14 protein-coding genes are annotated in these 16,348 nt (G+C 63.6%); 5 read left to right on the top strand and 9 right to left on the bottom strand.

The features are described 5' to 3' along the window. Positions 1-182 precede the first annotated feature (182 nt). Positions 183-1,577: a DUF2868 domain-containing protein gene (locus K4O48_RS18625; protein ID WP_260523663.1), complete on the bottom strand. Its 1,395-nt coding sequence runs from the start codon at positions 1,575-1,577 to the stop codon at positions 183-185. Positions 1,578-1,773: 196 nt separating this feature from the next. On the opposite strand from K4O48_RS18625, the gene K4O48_RS18620 reads away from it, so the two are divergent. Continuing rightward, positions 1,774-2,019, top strand: a complete 246-nt coding sequence (locus tag K4O48_RS18620) for a DUF4282 domain-containing protein (protein ID WP_222909822.1) — start codon at positions 1,774-1,776, stop codon at positions 2,017-2,019. Positions 2,020-2,119: 100 nt separating this feature from the next. Here the strand turns inward: K4O48_RS18620 and K4O48_RS18615 are convergent, their stop codons facing one another. The 5 genes from K4O48_RS18615 to K4O48_RS18595 all read right to left on the bottom strand — a co-directional run bounded on the left by K4O48_RS18615 (position 2,120) and on the right by K4O48_RS18595 (position 7,658). Next, entirely contained in the window at positions 2,120-3,598 is a 1,479-nt protein-coding gene (locus K4O48_RS18615) for a tripartite tricarboxylate transporter permease (RefSeq protein ID WP_222909821.1), read from the bottom strand. A 27-nt stretch (positions 3,599-3,625) separates the two neighbouring features. Next, positions 3,626-4,117, bottom strand: coding sequence for a tripartite tricarboxylate transporter TctB family protein (locus tag K4O48_RS18610; RefSeq protein WP_222909820.1), 492 nt, complete (start codon positions 4,115-4,117; stop codon positions 3,626-3,628). 10 nt (positions 4,118-4,127) lie between these two features. Continuing rightward, positions 4,128-5,102 (bottom strand): Bug family tripartite tricarboxylate transporter substrate binding protein, encoded by a 975-nt coding sequence (locus K4O48_RS18605; RefSeq protein ID WP_222909819.1) that lies wholly within the window; start codon positions 5,100-5,102, stop codon positions 4,128-4,130. Positions 5,103-5,403: 301 nt separating this feature from the next. Next, the gene (locus tag K4O48_RS18600; protein ID WP_260523662.1) at positions 5,404-6,348 is read right to left on the bottom strand and encodes a tripartite tricarboxylate transporter substrate binding protein; all 945 of its coding nucleotides are present in this window, start codon (positions 6,346-6,348) and stop codon (positions 5,404-5,406) included. Positions 6,349-6,545: 197 nt separating this feature from the next. Further along, on the bottom strand, positions 6,546-7,658 hold the full coding sequence (locus K4O48_RS18595; RefSeq protein ID WP_222909818.1) for a glycerophosphodiester phosphodiesterase: 1,113 nt from the start codon (positions 7,656-7,658) through the stop codon (positions 6,546-6,548). 153 nt (positions 7,659-7,811) lie between these two features. Here K4O48_RS18595 and K4O48_RS18590 point away from each other — a divergent pair, with 153 nt between their 5' ends. Together K4O48_RS18590 and K4O48_RS18585 are read left to right on the top strand one after the other, a co-directional pair. Continuing rightward, positions 7,812-8,327, top strand: a complete 516-nt coding sequence (locus K4O48_RS18590) for a dihydrofolate reductase (protein ID WP_222909817.1) — start codon at positions 7,812-7,814, stop codon at positions 8,325-8,327. A 160-nt stretch (positions 8,328-8,487) separates the two neighbouring features. Further along, positions 8,488-9,141, top strand: coding sequence for a YitT family protein (locus tag K4O48_RS18585; protein ID WP_222912160.1), 654 nt, complete (start codon positions 8,488-8,490; stop codon positions 9,139-9,141). A gap of 4 nt (positions 9,142-9,145) precedes the next feature. Here the strand turns inward: K4O48_RS18585 and K4O48_RS18580 are convergent, their stop codons facing one another. After that, complete coding sequence (locus tag K4O48_RS18580; protein WP_222909816.1) at positions 9,146-9,601, bottom strand: metallophosphoesterase family protein; 456 nt, start codon at positions 9,599-9,601, stop codon at positions 9,146-9,148. Positions 9,602-9,705: 104 nt separating this feature from the next. Here K4O48_RS18580 and K4O48_RS18575 point away from each other — a divergent pair, with 104 nt between their 5' ends. After that, on the top strand, positions 9,706-10,824 hold the full coding sequence (locus tag K4O48_RS18575; protein ID WP_222909815.1) for an NAD(P)/FAD-dependent oxidoreductase: 1,119 nt from the start codon (positions 9,706-9,708) through the stop codon (positions 10,822-10,824). Here the strand turns inward: K4O48_RS18575 and K4O48_RS18570 are convergent, their stop codons facing one another. After that, entirely contained in the window at positions 10,825-12,213 is a 1,389-nt protein-coding gene (locus tag K4O48_RS18570; protein WP_222909814.1) for a uracil-xanthine permease family protein, read from the bottom strand. 283 nt (positions 12,214-12,496) lie between these two features. Between K4O48_RS18570 and K4O48_RS18565 the strand changes: the two genes are divergently transcribed. Beyond that, the gene (locus tag K4O48_RS18565) at positions 12,497-14,230 is read left to right on the top strand and encodes a DUF4153 domain-containing protein (RefSeq protein ID WP_222909813.1); all 1,734 of its coding nucleotides are present in this window, start codon (positions 12,497-12,499) and stop codon (positions 14,228-14,230) included. 52 nt (positions 14,231-14,282) lie between these two features. Here the strand turns inward: K4O48_RS18565 and ilvD are convergent, their stop codons facing one another. Next, the gene (ilvD, locus tag K4O48_RS18560; RefSeq protein ID WP_222909812.1) at positions 14,283-16,121 is read right to left on the bottom strand and encodes a dihydroxy-acid dehydratase; all 1,839 of its coding nucleotides are present in this window, start codon (positions 16,119-16,121) and stop codon (positions 14,283-14,285) included. Between the last annotated feature and the right edge of the window lie 227 nt (positions 16,122-16,348).

The following is a 16,348-nucleotide window of genomic DNA, read 5'->3' as shown; positions in this document are numbered from 1 at the left end:
TCACCCGCCCTGCGATGGGTGAGCGGATTTGCTCCGCAGGGGTCGCTCCGGTCGCGTAGGGTGGATGGCGCTTTACCCATCCACCTTCGGGCAGGCCGCTATTTCGGTGGATGAAAAGAGCGTCATCCACCCTACGGATAATTCCCATGCAGCTCACGGTCTGGAGCGTGTTGCTCGCGTACTCAATCATGGCCAGTCTCCAGCCAAGTCATGGGTGCGCTGGTGGAATGGGGCAGGCCGAGGCTGTCCAGCGCCTGCTTCCAGTCCTGCAATCGGTCGCTGTCCAGCGCTTCGCCGGCCGGTGGTTGCAGTAGCCAGACGCGTGTTGCGGTGGCGCAACGGCTCAGCTCGCCGATCAGCGCCAGGGTCCCGCGGTCTGGCGAACGACGCGGGTCGCAGGCGATGGCCAGACGTTGCGGTGGGAAGCGGGTCAGCTGTTCCAGCAAACGGCGGCGCTGTTCGCGATCATCCAGCACGCCCGCATCGGCGGCGGACGTTGGCAGTGGTGGCGGCCAGGATTGGCTCTGGTCCAGTTCGATGGCGACCAGCACGGCGCCCTCGCTGCCGTCCAGTTGGGCGCCGGCGCTTGGCGCATGCAGTTGGGCCGGCGCTGCGTCGCTGACACCGAGGCGCTCGCTCGATGGTTGCAGACGTTCGCGTAATAGGCGGTAGGCAGGCCATTGCAGATCGAGCCGTAGCTGTGCCCGTCCGCGCCGCCAGCGCCACAGGCAGAACAACGCCAGCAACAGGCGCGGCAGCAGACCGTAGATCAGCACCACGCCAACCAACCAGCCAGCCCAGCTTTGCCGTGCGCTTTCTACGCCGTTTGCCAGATCGCCGCTGGCGCGGATCTGCTCGATGGCCGGCACGCTGAAGCCCAGCAGCGACGGCAGTACGCCAAGCGCCTGGGTCAGGCTGATGAAGGTGCTTTCACCAAGAATGGTGGTTTCCCAGACGAAGCCGTAACGCCGTGTGGCGAGCAGCGCCAACAGGGTCAACAGCGCGCTGCTCATCGCCACCAGCCATAAGCCGTGCACGCCAAGGCCCAGCAGCCAGCGACCGAGGCGGCGTTGCTCCAGCACCGCCAACAGTGCAGGCGCCAACTGCACGGCGCGCGCATCACGGGCAAGTTTTTCGCTGAGCCAGAGCCACAGCCGACCCAGCGCGCCGCCGGCATCGCCCGCGAAAAGAAAGCCCAGCAGCCAGCCCAGCAGCGTCAGCAGGTTCAACCCGAGCAGGCTGCCCAGTGCCCAGAAAACATTCACGGGGCGCACGCCGTCGCCCAGCGCTGCCATTGCCAACCCCGCACCGGTCAGCAACGCGACCAGAATGAGCATGAACCCGGCCAGACGTGCCCCCTGGCGCCAGTGCCTCAGCGCCTCGATCAGCCCATCACGGCGTGCCAGCCACAATGCACGATGCTCGATCAGCTCCGTGAGCGGCCCGCCTTGAGCGCGGGCTTGGCGATTGGCTTCGGCATCTTCGAGTGGGCCGGCATGTTCTTCGCGCAGGCGCACGGCTTCGGTCAGCCAGAGGCGGTCGAGAGGGTTCGTCTGCGGCAGGGGAGGTTGGGGCACGCGGTTTCTCGTAATAGGGTTCGGTCCTGAGAATACCCGTTGCTAGTTGAAAGGGTGAAATCGGTCATGCCCTGCGGCCTGGGCGTCCTGTACGATCCGCCGCCGATCGCCCTGCGGCTTCGCCGCATCAACCGCCACGGATAGGCCGGTTCGCAAAGCACTGCTTGCATGCCCGCTTGTACAAAAGGACTTTGTTATGAAAGACATCTTTTTCTTCGACGCCATGCTGACGCCCAAGATCATCACGCTGCTTTACTGGGCGGGTCTGATCGGCGTGATCGTATATGGAGTCGCCGCCATGTTCGGTGTATTCGGTATGGGCTTTTGGTCTGGCCTCGCTATCCTGATCGGCGGCTCGATCGGTATCCGCCTCTGGTGCGAACTGCTGATCGTCATGTTCAAGATCAACGAAAATCTGAAGACTGTCGCCGCTCGGCAGTGACTCGCCAGGGGTGGCGTCACAGTCGCCCCTGTTCCCGCCTAGGCTATTCAGCCCGACACCTGTCACGTCCCCCGTCCCGCCCTTTGTCTAAGCGCCACACTCAGCCCACCTTTATCCGCTCCTGCCAATACCGCCGTACGGCAAAGAACAGCGACAGCGCGGTGAGTACGATGAAGATCCAGGTGATCGGGCCACGGAAGAAGATCATCGGATCGCCCCGGCCGATCAGCAGCGTGCGCCGCAGGTTGTCCTCGAACATGGGCCCGAGAATGAATCCGAGCAAAAAAGGCGCGGTGGCGAATCCGGTGCGGTTGAACACGTAGCCGACCACCCCGAACAGCAACATCAGGCCGATATCGAACACGCTGTTGTTCACCGCAAAAGAGCCATACACACAGAACATCAGCACGATGGGCAGCAGGATCGCCTTGGGAATGTCGGCGACCAGCGAAAAGTACTTGATCACACCCTGGCCGACGAACAGCAGTACCGCCGAGCTCAGCATGATCCCGCAGAACAGCGCGTAGATCAGCGTGAGGTTTTCCTGGAACAGCAATGGCCCGGGGGTCAGCCCGTGGATCATGAAAGCCCCGAGGATAATCGCGGTGATTACGTCGCCCGGAATGCCGAGAGACAGGAGTGGGATCAGCGTCGCGCCCGCCACCCCGTTGTTTCCCGACTCAGCGGCAGCCACCCCTTCCAGCTCACCTTTGCCGAAATTCGATGAATTCTTGGAGCGGCGCTTGGCTTCGCTGTAGGAAATAAAGGAGGCAGCAGTCGCGCCGGCGCCCGGAATGGCGCCGATGATCACGCCGATTGCCGAGCCGCGGACGATGGTCTTCAAACTGCCCTTCAGCTCCTTCATCGTCAGGCCGGCACCGCTGGTGGCGGCGCGGATATGCGGCCCCGCCTTCTTCAGATAGAAGTCGATGACCTCGGGCACGGCGAACAACCCGATCAGCAACGGCACGAACGAGACCCGGTCCATCAGGTTGTAGTTGTCAAAGGTCAGGCGCTGGCTGCCATAGACCATGTCCATACCGATCGACGAAACGATCACGCCAAGGCAGGCGGCGATCAGCCCCTTAACCGGTGATTCGCCGGCGATCGAGATGATGATGGTCAGCGAGAAACAGATCAGCCAGAAGAACTCCGGCGGCCCGAAATTCAGCGCGATCTTGGCCAGGTAGGAGGCGAACAGGATCAGCGCCAGATTCGACAGCACATCAGCGATGCAGGACGAATACAGCGCCATCTGCAGTGCTTTCTTGGCCTTGCCCTGCTGCGTCAGCGGATAGCCATCGAGCAGCGTGCATGCCGCAGCGGGTGACCCGGGTGTGTGGATCAGAATGGCCGTGATCGAGCCGCCGTACATGCCCCCTTTGTAGATCCCCACCAGCAACAGGATGGCGGTTACCGGCTCGAGGCTGAAGGTGAAGGGCAGCGCCAGTGCCACGGCCATGGTCGCCGTCAGCCCAGGTATCGCGCCGATGACCACGCCAATCAGCACGCCGATGCCGATCGCCACGAAGTTGTCGACGCTCAGGAACAGGCTCAGGACTTCAGAAATACCTTCCATTCGGTCACTCGTGGCAGCGGGCGGTGGTCATTCCCAGAGCGTGCCCGAAGGCAGCGGGACGTTTAGAACCTGGATGAACAGCAGGCTCACCAGCCATGGCAAGGCGATAGCCAGCAGATACAGCCACGGCGTGCGTACCGGGTGGGCGGCGAAGAGCAGCAGCGTACCGAGGATGCCGGCAGCGATGGCGCTCAGCGGCTCGAACAGGAGCCAGTACGCGGCCAGCCCGGCAAGCATCAGCAGCCAGCGCCACGGCGGCGCACCGGCCTCGGATTTCGACGGTTGAGCTGGCGGTCGCAGGCAGCCTTCGATGATCAGCGCCAGCGACAGCAGCGCCACCAGCCAGCCGGTGGCGCTGGGCAGCCAGCGCGGCGATTGCATCGGGTTCTGAACCATCGGCGCCTCTTCGATGTAGTTCGGCACCAGGAAGAACAGAAACACCAACGCGGCGACCAGCCATATCGCACCCAGCAGCGTATTGATGTTCGCCCAGCGCGGAAGGCCGTCGGCACGCGTCATCGTGGGCCTCCTACTGGAGCTCGGCCTGGCCGGCAACCTTCTGCCAGCGCTGGACGTCGTCGGCGACATACGCCTGGAAGGCGTCACCCTTCTGGCTTGCGGCTTCGCCACCGATCTGCGCGACGAAGTCCTTGAAGCTCGGGTCCTGCATGACCTTGTCCAAGGCGCTCTGGAGCGTCTGCACGGCGCCGTCCGGCATGCCGTCATCGGCAATCAGGCCGAACCAGGCGGTGGTGACGAAGTCACCGAGGCCCAAACCGGCACCGAGCGTGGACAGCGGCTCGACGCCGGGCAGGTAGGGAGAAGGCTCGGCGGAGGTCACTGCCAGCGCCCGGAGCTTGCCGGACTGGATGTGCGAAAGGACGGTTGGCATGTTCTCGAACGACACATCGACGTCGCCACTGAGGAGGGCGGGCAGGGCTTCGCCGCTGCCGCGGAACGGAACGTGAGTCATCTGGGTGCCGGTCATGGTCTTGAACAGTTCGCCGGACATGTGGATGGAGCTGCCTACGCCCGAAGAGCTGAAGGTCATCTCCTTGTTCTTGGCGGTCGCGATGAAGTCTTCGACGCTGTTGTAGGGGCTGTTCGCCGGGACCACCATCACGTTGGGAATCTCGATCACGTTACGAATGAAGCGGAAATCCGTTACCGGGTCGTACGGCAGTTTGTTGTAGATCACCGGACCGATGGTATGGCCGGGCGAGGCCATGAGGATGGTGTGATCACTGCCGCGCCCACCTCGCGCCAGCTGCCCGGTGGCCATGGTCGAGCCGGCGCCTGGGCGGTTTTCCACCACCACGGTGCCGATTTCCTTCTGTAGCAGGTCGGCAACCTTGCGCGATAGCACGTCAGTGGTGCCGCCCGGTGCGTAGGGCACCACCAGGCGAACGGTGTCGGTCGGCCACTCGGCGGCGTGGGTGGTGGCGAGCGGCAGCGCGCTGCTCAGCAGAAGCAGGCGTAGGGCGCGCATGAGGGTCGGTGACATAGGTGCTTCCCCTTTTCTAATTGTTGTGGTGCCCGATCAACGAACGAAAGCGCATGCGACGTTATCGGTCAACGTCAACGCTGGAAATCAGACGTCGTCACCATAAAGGATGGCGCCCTGGCGAGGCCGTGGATAAATGGAAAGTGTTCGATAATCGCCCGCTTGTGCGATTTACAGCCACGAGTTCAGGTCGTGCGGGAGGAAAGATTCGCGCGACGTTGCACGCGGACCGCGTCCAACAGGCTAACGGAAAGCCGTAGGGTGGGCTCTAGCCCACCACCTTGGCCGAGACCGGCGTGTGTTACTGGCCGAGCTCCGCCTGGCCGGCGACGCGCTGCCAACATTCGATGTCTTGCGCGACGTAATCCCGGAAGGCATCGCCTTCTTCAGTCGCCAGCTCGCCACCGAGCTGGGCGACAAAGCTCTTGAAGCCTTCGCTGTCCAGCTGCTTGTTGAGCGCGTCTTGCAGCACCTGCACGGCCTCGTCGGGCATGCTGTCATCGGCAACCAGGCCGAACCACGCGGTGGTCACGAAGTCGGCGAGGCCCATGTCAGGGCCAAGCTTGGACAGCGGCTCGACGCCCGGCAGGTAAGGTGAGGGCTTGGCGGAGGTCACTGCCAGCGCCCTGAGCTTTCCGGATTTGATGTGCGAGAGCACCGCCGGCATGTTCTCGAACGACACGTCGACATCGCCGCTCAGCAGTGCGGGCAAGGCCTCACCGCTGCCGCGGAAGGGCACGTGGGTCATGTTGGCGCCGGTCATGGCTTTGAACAGCTCGCCGGACATATGAATGGAGCTGCCGACGCCGGCGGAGCTGAAGGTCATCTCCTTGTTCTTGGCCGCCTCAATGAATTCTCTGACGTTGCTGTAGGGGCTGTTTGCAGGAACCACCATGACGTTGGGTATTTCGATGACGTTGCGGATAAATCTGAAATCTTCGACCGGGTCGTACGGCAGGTTCTTGTAGATCACCGGACCGATGGTATGGCCCGGCGACGCCATGGCGATGGTGTGGTCGGCGCCGCGGCCGCCACGGGCCAGCTGCCCGGTGGCCATGGTCGAGCCGGCGCCTGGGCGATTTTCCACCACCACGGTACCGATCTCCTTTTGCAGCAGATCGGCAACCTTGCGCGAAAGCACGTCGGTTGTGCCGCCCGGTGCGTAGGGCACCACCAGGCGAACGGTATCGGTCGGCCACTCAGCGGCTTGGCTGGACGCCGCTGCAAGCGGGAGTGTGGTGCCCAACAGGAGCGGAAGAAGGCGTTCGAGGAGGGGGTTTCATGGGGTATTCCTTTTTATGGTTGTTCTAGGAATCACCGTGTTCGACGACGATCGGTTGCGGTCGGGCCGCACGGCGTGCCCCTGAAGTGTAGGCAGTTTTCGCCAGCGGAACCCCAACCGCCCGAACGATGTTTCAATACGAGGCCCGGCGGCCTCGAGCCTTACTCGGCGCGCACGCGCACGGCGATGTCGGGCTGGTCGATGAAGAGCCCGTCGATGCCCGCGTTGAGATAGGCGCGGATGTCGGCTTCGATGTCGCCGCGATCGGCCGGCGAATCACCCTTGCGCAGGTTGGTCGGCAGAAAGGCGTTTTCGGCGCGGAAGGTGTACGGATGCACTTTCAGGCCCGCGGCGTGAGCGTTCGGCACAAAGTCGGTGGGCTGGCCGAGATTGCCGTTGGCGTCACGCGGAATGATGTAGCTCTTTTCCGGACCGACACCCGCGGCGTAGCGCGAGATCGCCTTTAGGCCTTCGGCGGTCGCCATCTGTGCGTAGGTCAGTTTGCCGCCGCGTACCTGTTGATCGTATGGCTGACCGCTGCTGAACAACTGCACCAGGCGCAGCTGCGTCATGCGGCTCAGGGTTTTCAGGTTCTCGACTTCGAACGACTGGATGTACACCGGCGCGTTACGACCGGCGTAGCCGTTGCGGTGAAGGACGCGCACTAGAGGCTTTTCCATGGCCAGGCCGAGCTGCTGGAAGTGCGTCGGATGCTTGGTTTCGGGGTACAGCCCGATGCGGCGGCGCTCGCTCAGCTGCATGGTTTTCACCAGATCGATGATCTCCTGCAGCGTCGGGATTTCCAGGCTGCCGTCGAGCCGCGCGTTACCGGGACGGATCGTTGGGATGCGCTCGATGGCACGCAGCGTTTTCAGTTCGGCCAGCGTGAAGTCCTCGCTGAACCAGCCGGTGAGCTCTACACCGTCGACCATCTGCGTGCGCTTGCGGTCGGCGAACTCGGGGTGCTGCGACACATCGGTGGTCAGCCCCAGCTCGTTGTCGTGACGGGCAACCAGCTCGCCGTCACGGGTCATGACGAGATCCGGCTCGACATAGTCGGCGCCCTGCAGAATGGCCAGCGCGTAAGAGGCAAGGGTGTGCTCTGGCACGTAGCCACTGGCGCCGCGGTGGGCGATGACCAGCGGATGAGGCTCTTCACGGCCGTTCTTGGCGGCGACCGAGGCGTCGGGCGTGGCGGCAAACGCAGCGATTGGCAGCAGCAAGCTGCAGGCGGTCAACAGGTGGCGCAGGGTAGGGCGGCTGTGGCGGGCCATTGCGGGCGTCTCCATGGAAGGGGAGCAGTTAGCCTGAAGCCTATCAATGACGTCAGCTTGACGCTTTAGTAAAGCAACGATGACCGTTTGATGATGCTGACGTGTCTCTGGCGGCGCTGACTCCCCCGCGGGCGCTCTGTTATTCTCGCCGCCATGAATCAGACCACCCTTCCCCTCGCCATGATCGCGGCGCTCGCCGATAACCGCGTGATCGGACTCGATAACACGATGCCCTGGCACCTGCCAGCTGACCTCAAACACTTCAAGGCGATGACCCTGGGCAAGCCGATCATCATGGGTCGCAAGACCTGGGATTCGCTGGGCCGCCCGCTGCCGGGCCGGCTGAATCTGGTGGTCAGCCGTCAGCAGGAGCTCCAGCTCGACGGTGGCGAAACCTTTACAACGCTCGACGCTGCGCTGGTTCGCGCTGAGCAGTGGGCCCGAGAGCAGGGCGTCGAGGAGTTGATGCTGATCGGCGGCGCGCAGCTCTACGCCCAGGCATTGCCGCAGACGCAGCGCCTGTATCTCACCCGAATCGATGCGGCCCCTGAAGGGGACGCCTTCTTCCCTGCCTTTGATGAAGCTGAATGGGCGCTTGTAGACAGCCAGGCCCATCCAGCTGAGCGTGAAGCGCCGGCATACCGTTTCGAGACCTGGCAGCGCCGCTGACTCCCGTCCCTCGGCTTTCCTTGACCGGCGCCAAGTTCTCACCTGGCGCCAGCTCCTATGCTTTCACTCCGCTTCCCACGAGACACCTCTCATGTCGAATGACAAGCCGAGCGCAGTGCAACGTGGCGTAGTGCAACGTGGCGCAGATCAAACAGACGCCATGCAGCATGACGCTGAACGTTCGGACGCCGAGCAGCCCGAAACCATCGCCGCGATCTTCGTCCGCCATCCACTCTGGGAGGATGCGCTGGCGCTGCTGCTGGGCACCGCCATGGTGGCGCTGGGGATCGCCTTCTACAGCCACGCGGGACTGCTGACCGGCGGCACCGTGGGCCTCGCGTTTCTGCTCAAGTATTTCGCCGGCTGGCCTTTCGGTCTGGTGTTCTTCACCCTGAATATTCCGTTCTACCTGTTGGCCATCTGGCGCATGGGCTGGAGCTTTACGCTGCGCACGATCATCGCCGTCGGTCTGGTGTCGCTGCTGGCCGAACTGACACCGAACTGGATTCGCTTCGCCGAGCTGAACATCTATTACGCCGCGCTCTTCGGCGGCTTCGCCATGGGCGTCGGGCTGTTGATGCTGTTCCGGCACCGTGCCAGCCTCGGGGGTGTGAACATCCTTGCGCTGTTCCTGCAGGAGCGCATCGGCCTGCGCGCCGGAACCTTTCAGATGGGCATCGATGCGCTGATTGTGCTGGCGGCGGTGTTCATTGTGCCGCCGGAAAAAGTCGCCCTCTCCGTGCTCGGTGCTGTCGCGCTAAATCTGGTACTGGCGATCAATCACCGCAGCGATCGCTATATGGGCGTGAGCTGAGCGCTTAACCCAGCGTGACCAGTTGCGCCCGCGGCTGCCCGTCTTCAATGTCCAGTAAAGCCAAGCTGATCGGCAACTTGAAGCGTCGACGGCCGGCACTGCCGGGGTTGATGTAGAGCACGCCCTCGACCTCTTCGATCTTTGGCTGATGCGAATGGCCGGCGATCACCACGTCGACCTGCTCGGCAACCGGGTCGATCACCATCGTCTTGACGTCATGGGTGACGTGGATGCGCAGCCCGTCGATATGCAGGTCGAGATGCTCCGGAATCGCAGCAGCCCAGTCGCCGCTGTCGACATTTCCACATATCACCTCGAGCGGCGCCAGTGCTCTTAACGCGTCCAGTACCTGTGGTTTACCGATGTCGCCAGCGTGGATGATGCGCTCGCAACCCTGCAGCGCAGCGATGGCTTCAGGGCGCAGCAGGCCGTGGGTGTCGGATATGACGCCGATGCGCATGGTGGCTCCCTTTTTCATGAGTGTATGGATGTTGGGCAAGCGAGGCTTGGCCGCGGTTCGATCTTGCGGCAGTCTGGCGCTCGCCTAATTGCAGGGGAACGGGAATGGAGCAGGTCGATTGCGTGGTCATCGGCGCCGGTGTGGTGGGGCTCGCGGTCGCGCGGGCACTGGCTCGGGCCGGACGCGAGGTGGTGATACTGGAAGCCGAAGCGGCCATTGGCACGGGCACCAGCTCGCGCAACAGTGAGGTCATTCATGCCGGCATCTATTATCCGCAAGGCTCGTTGAAGGCGCGGCTGTGCGTGGCCGGGCGCGATGCGCTCTATGCGTTCTGCGACAGTCACGGCGTGCCTTACCGGCGTTGCGGCAAGCTGATCGTCGCCACCGATGAATCCCAATTGGCGGGGCTCGATGCGCTACAGACTCATGCCCTGGCCAACGGCGTCGACGATTTGCGCAGATTCGACGCGGATGAGGTGAAGACGCTGGAGCCGCAGCTCAATGCCGTGGCTGGATTGCTCTCACCGAGCACTGGAATCGTCGACAGTCATGCCTTGATGCTGGCGCTGCAAGGGGATGCCGAGGCCGCGGGTGCGCTGCTGGCGTTGCATGCGCCGGTAGCGTCCATTGAGGTGACCGACGCGGGGTTGTGTGTCGAGGTGGGCGGTGAAACGCCGATGACGCTGCTGGCCACTAGCGTCATCAACTGTGCGGGACACGCGGCACCAGAAATCGCCGCGCGCACGGCGGGGCTATCCGCTGAGTCGGTGCCACCACGCTATTTCGCCAAGGGCAGCTATTTCAGCCTGGCGACCCCGACGCCATTCCAGCATCTGGTTTATCCCCTCCCGGAACCCGGCGGGCTGGGCGTGCACCTGACGCTGGACCTGGGCGGTCAGGCGCGGTTCGGCCCGGACGTGGAGTGGGTCGACAGCCTGGATTACACGATGGATGAACGCCGCGCGAATGGGTTCTACGCGGCGATTCGCCGTTACTGGCCGGCGTTGCCGGATGGTGCGCTGCAACCGGCCTACACCGGCATTCGCCCTAAAATCAGCGGGCCCGGCGAACCGGCAGCGGACTTTCGCATCGACGGGCCTGCCGAGCACGGTATCGCCGGGTTGGTGAATCTGTTCGGCATCGAGTCGCCCGGGCTGACCGCGGCCCTGGCGATTGCCGATGAGGTCTGCCGGCGGCTCGCCCAGGGCGCTCGAATCGGCTAATCAGGCTGGATCCTGCTTCGAGCCTGCGGGCGACTCGGGCAGGAACCAGTTCATTACCAATGCGCAGATACCGCCGGTGGCTACGCCCGACTCCAGCACGTTGCGCAGCGCTACCGGCAGATTGGCAAGAAACTCCGGCACCTGAGAAAAGCCCAGGCCCAGCGCCAGCGAGACCGAGATGATCAGGAGCGCGCGGCGGTCCAGCTTGATGCCCGCGAGAATGTTGATGCCCGCGGCCGCCACCGCACCGAACATCACAATTGCAGCACCGCCCAGCACCGGCTCGGGCACCGCCTGAAGCACGCCGGCAACCGCCGGGAACAGCCCGAGAATCACCAGCATCACCGCGATCCACATGCCGACGTAGCGGCTGGCGATCCCGGTGAGCTGAATGATGCCGTTGTTCTGCGCGAACACCGAGCTGGGGAAGGTATTGAAGAAGCCCGCCAGCAGCGAGTTGGCGCCATTGACCAGCACGCCGCCCTTGATCCGCTGCATCCACAGCGGGCCTTCCACAGGTTGGCGTGAGAGCTTGCTGGTGGCGGTGATGTCGCCGATGGCTTCGAGCGAGGTGACCAGGTAGATCACCACCATCGGAATGAACAGACTCCAGGAAAAGCCGAGGCCAAAATGCAGCGGCATCGGCACTTCGAACAGTTCGGCTTCGCGCATGCCGGTGAAATCCAGTCGGCCCAGATAGGCGGACAGCGCATAACCGATGGCCAGCGCAATGATGATGGCGCAGCTGCGCATCCACTGCATCGGCAGGCGGTTCAGTACGACGATGGCGCCCAGCACCACACCCGACAGCAGCAGGTTTTCGCGGCTGGCAAAGGTCCCGTCGCCCATGGCTGCGTAGCCGCCGCCCATGCTGATCAGGCCGACCTTGATCAGCGTCAGGCCAATCATCAGCACCACGATGCCGGTCACCAGCGGGGTGATTAGCTGCTTGATAAACGGCAGCACACGTGAGACGCCCATCTCGATAAAGGACCCGGCAATCACCACGCCGAAGATGGCCGCCATCACGCCCTCGACCGGCGTGCCCTGCTTGACCATCAACACGCCGCCGGCGATCAGCGGGCCGACGAAGTTGAAGCTGGTGCCCTGCACGATCAGCAACCCGGCGCCGAATGGGCCGAAGCGCTTGCACTGAACGAAGGTGGCGATGCCGGAAATCACGAGGGACATCGAGACAATGATGTTGGTGTCGCGTGGCGAGACGCCGATTGCCTGGCAAATCAGCAACCCGGGCGTGACGATCGGCACGATGATCGCCAGCAGATGCTGCAGGGCAGCAAGAAAGGCGATCCAGGGGCGGGGCCGGTCGTCGAGGCCGTAGACCAGATCGTTACGCAACTCGTCAGGGGAAGACTTCACCGCGCTCATGGCAGGCTCCAGAAAAAAGAGCGCGATTCTACGTCGCGTCGACGATAACGCACAGCTGAACCGGTCGGCTGGCGAGGCGGCCACCCATTCAATGATCAACGATTGGCAGTAAGCGTAGGCGGCGAGACGGTGCCGGCACATCTGAACGCAACCACCGATCCAGTCACAGCCCGGCGGGCCTTGCGTTGCGGTGCCCTGGGGCGGCTCACATACTCGTCTGCCTTGCGATTCAATGGACGCCGCCTTGCTACCAAACGGCTGGCAACGACAACTGAAGGACATCATGCAAAAAGTAATTGAACAGCGAACCCTGGCGGTCTTCATGTCGTTGGGGCTCCTGCAAGGACTGACGCTATGGCTGGCCAGTGAAAGCTGGCCGCACGGGGCGCTCTGGCGCACTCTGTTTTCCGCGCTGATCGTCCTCGTCGTGGTGGGTGGCTGGCAGCTGCAGATGCTCTGGGGCCAACTGCGCGAGGCTGAGCGCTGGAAGCTGCTGCTGCCGGCTGTTCTGTTGCCCGCCGTGTTGGCGGCGTGGCTTGGGGCTCAGTTCGATCAGCCCCGCTGGTATTACTTCGATGAAACGACCGGCACGCTGTTGCTGTGGAGCCAGCTGGCATTAGCCTACATCCTCGCGCCGTTTATCCAGGCGCGGGACGCTGCGCATCGCTGGCGCTTCGACTACAGCGCGCTTTATCGGAACGCTTGGAACAACGGGCTGCTGTTGTTCATGGCGCTGGTCATGCTCGGGGTTTTCTGGCTGCTGATCTGGCTCTGGTCGGGCCTGTTCAGCATGCTCGGGGTCGATCAGTTCAAACGGTTCTTCGATTCGTCCGGCTTCATCTGGGTTGCCAGCGCTACGGTTGTCGCCGTCGGGTTGCACATTGGGCGCGAGCGCGGTCAGGTCATCGATGCGCTGCGCAACGTGCTGCAGGCGATGTGCCGGTTTCTGTTGCCACTGACGGTGGTGATCCTGCTGCTGTTCGTGGTGTTCCTGCCGTTCACCGGCCTGGCTCCGCTGTGGGCGACACGCCATGCAACGCCGATCCTGCTGACGCTGGTGTTCGCGCATATCGCTTTGCTCAACGGGGTCGTGCAGGACGGCTTGCAGACCGCGCATTATCCCCGGCCCTTGCGGCTGCTGGCCGATGCCAGTTCGCTGTGCCTGCCACTGCTGGCCGGGCTCGCGATACATGCGCTGTGGTTGCGTATCGATCAGTACGGGCTGACGCCGGATCGTGTATTGGCTGCGCTCCTGGCGCTGGTCGCGATGGTGCATGGCCTGGCACTGGTGAGAGCAGTGATCCGACGTGGTCCCGCCTGGCTAAGCGGGCTCCGGCAAAGCAACCCGCCTCTGGCGCTGCTAGCGGCCTGCCTGCTGGTGTTGGTGCATGTGCCGGCACTGAGCCCGCTGCAACTGAGCGCGGCCAATCAGTATCAGCGGCTGCTAGATGCCAAATTGCCAACCGAGCAAACCGATCTCGGTGCGCTGCGCTTTCAGCTGGGCGAACCTGGGCGTCGATATTTGCAAGCACTGCGTGATGCGCTGGACGAGCCTTGGGAGGACGAAGCGCTGCGCACGCGGCTGAAGGGCGATCTGCAGCGACTGGATCGCGCGGACCACTACTGGGCCTGGAAGCGGGAGCAGGAGGTTGCAGCCGCGCCGCCAGTGCTCTGGATTGGGGAGGCTATAGTGGATGAGGATGGCTCGCTGGCGCGTACCGTCAGCAATCAGGGGTGCGTGGATGAGTGCCGGTTGTTTGCGGCGGATCTGGATCGGGACGGCCAATCCGAAGTCTTGCTGCTCCGCGGCGAGCCCAAGGTGGTGCCGGTGATGGGACGTGTTGCGGCAGGAGGCTGGCGATGGCTTGGCCAGCTGCGCGTCACTGGAGGCGCGCTTCCGGACGGCGCTGCGCTTGGCGAGCTTCTGGAACGGGGTGAATTTGAGCTGGTCGCGCCCCGCTTCAAGGCGATTGAGATTGGCGGAGTTCGGCTGGAACCCGCCATCGGCGAACCATGAAAAAGCCCGACACGATGGTCGGGCTTCCGTGTGCAGCTATTAGCCGGAACGATCAGCCGTCCAGCATCGCCTTGTTGCGCACCGCGCCCTTGTCGGCGCTGGTGGCGAGCAGGGCGTAGGCCTTGAGCGCGGTGGTCACCTTGCGCGCGCGCGGGGCGGCCGGCTTCCAGCCTTTCTTGTCCTGCTCGATGCGCCGGTGGGACAACTCTTCATCGCTGACCTGCAGCTGAATGCTGCGGTTGGGGATGTCGATCAGCACCTTGTCGCCGTCCTGCACCAGGCCAATGGCACCGCCCGCGGCCGCTTCTGGCGAGGCATGGCCGATGGAAAGGCCCGAAGTGCCGCCGGAGAATCGACCGTCGGTGAGCAGGGCGCAATCCTTGCCCAGTCCCTTGGACTTCAAATATGACGTCGGGTAGAGCATTTCCTGCATGCCCGGGCCGCCTTTCGGGCCTTCGTAGCGGATGATGACGATGTCGCCGGCTTTCACTTCGTCATTGAGGATGCCCTTAACAGCGCTGTCCTGGCTTTCGAAGATCTTCGCGGTGCCCTCGAAGACATGGATGGATTCGTCCACGCCTGCGGTTTTCACAACGCAGCCATCGAGCGCGATGTTGCCGTAGAGCACGGCCAGGCCGCCTTCCTGTGAGTAGGCATGCTCGACGCTGCGGATGCAGCCTTCGGCGCGGTCCAGGTCGAGGGTGTCCCAACGGGTCGACTGGCTGAACGCAGTCTGCGTAGGGATACCGGCCGGGCCGGCCTTGAAGAAGGTGTGTACCGCTTCGTCCTGGGTCTGGGTGATGTCCCACTGGGCGATGCCTTCAGCCAGCGTTCGGCTGTGCACGGTGGGTACGTCGGTGTGCAGCAGGCCGCCACGGGCCAGCTCACCCAGAATGGAGAAAATGCCGCCGGCGCGGTGCACGTCTTCCATGTGGTACTTCTGAATGTTCGGCGCGACCTTGCACAGCTGCGGCACCTTGCGTGACAGGGCATCAATGGCGCGCAGGTCGAAGTCGACCTCGGCTTCCTGGGCGGCGGCCAGCAGGTGCAGGATGGTGTTGGTCGAGCCGCCCATGGCGATATCCAGGGTCATGGCATTTTCGAAGGCGCGGCGGCTGGCGATGTTGCGCGGCAGTACCGATTCGTCGCCTTCGCCGTAGTAGCGCTGGCACAGCTCGACAATGGTGCGGCCGGCGCGCAGGAACAGCTGCTCGCGGTCGCTGTGGGTGGCCAGGGTCGAACCGTTGCCGGGCAGGGCTAACCCTAAGGCTTCGGCCAGGCAGTTCATCGAGTTGGCGGTGAACATGCCGGAGCAGCTGCCGCAGGTCGGGCAGGCGCTGCGCTCGTATTCGGCGACCTTCTCATCGGAGGCGCTTTCATCGGCCGCGATGACCATGGCGTCGACCAGGTCCAGGCCGTGGCTGGCCAGCTTGGTCTTGCCGGCTTCCATCGGCCCGCCGGAAACGAACACCACCGGGATATTCAGGCGCAGGGCGGCCATCAGCATGCCGGGGGTGATCTTGTCGCAGTTGGAGATGCAGACAATGGCGTCGGCGCAATGCGCGTTGACCATGTATTCCACGGAGTCGGCGATGATCTCGCGCGAAGGCAGCGAATAGAGCATGCCGTCGTGGCCCATGGCGATGCCGTCGTCGACCGCGATGGTGTTGAATTCCTTGGCCACGCCGCCGTGCTTTTCGATTTCACGGGCGACCAGCTGGCCCATGTCCTTCAGGTGGACGTGGCCGGGTACGAACTGGGTGAAGGAGTTGGAAACGGCGATGATCGGCTTCTTGAAGTCTTCGTCCTTCATGCCGGTGGCGCGCCACAGCGCGCGGGCACCAGCCATGTTGCGGCCGTGCGTGGAGGTTTTCGAGCGGTAATCGGGCATGACGGTTCCTGCGGCTAATCAGCGGTTCGAAGAGTGCTTAATGGTGAGCGCCACCTGTGCCGCATGCAACGGCAGGTGACCGTGCGTGCGGTGGGGCCGGCTCGAGGCGGGGTATCGCTCGGGCGGCCTGGGCTCATGGCCCGCCGGGGGATGGTGGCGAGGAATGCGCCGATTCTACGCCCGTTCCCTCTGGCGAGCCAAACGGCACGATTACCGGCGCTCATCCT

Source organism: Pseudomonas sp. DNDY-54, assembly GCF_019880365.1.
In the GTDB taxonomy this organism is placed as follows: domain Bacteria; phylum Pseudomonadota; class Gammaproteobacteria; order Pseudomonadales; family Pseudomonadaceae; genus Stutzerimonas; species Stutzerimonas stutzeri_P.
This window is presented reverse-complemented; position numbering and strand designations above follow the sequence as displayed.